This is a genomic window from Mesorhizobium sp. M2E.F.Ca.ET.209.01.1.1, assembly GCF_004010375.2.
In the GTDB taxonomy this organism is placed as follows: Bacteria; Pseudomonadota; Alphaproteobacteria; order Rhizobiales; family Rhizobiaceae; genus Mesorhizobium.
Map to the genome: position 1 here is coordinate 1 of NZ_SADP02000825.1, position 318 is coordinate 318.

Annotated in this window: 1 protein-coding gene; it reads right to left on the reverse strand. The window is 64.5% G+C overall.

From position 1 onward, the window contains the following. Positions 1-318 (reverse strand): GGDEF domain-containing protein (locus EN852_RS38070; RefSeq protein ID WP_135879850.1); only part of this gene is annotated, 318 nt, incomplete at both ends.

Below are 318 nucleotides of genomic sequence, written 5' to 3' on the forward strand. Positions count from 1 at the left end.
TGGTAGACCAGCGAGACGAGATCCCTTTCGACGGCGATCTTCAGCAGGGCCGCGATGTTCTCGCTCTCGTCGCACGATTGCGGATCGGTCGGATCGAACAATCGAGCGCAATTGCGGCCGCCGGCCTTTGCCAGATACAGCGCCCGATCGGCCTCGTGGATGATCTTCTCCAGCTTGCCGCCGGCCTGCGTACGGGTGAACGCGGCGCCGACGCTCACCGTCACGATAGAGGTGCCGTCCCGCCGCAGCTCATGCGTCAGCGCCAGCTCCTCCACCGTGCGACAAATGGCTTGCGCGAGGTCAGCGACCTGATCCTTG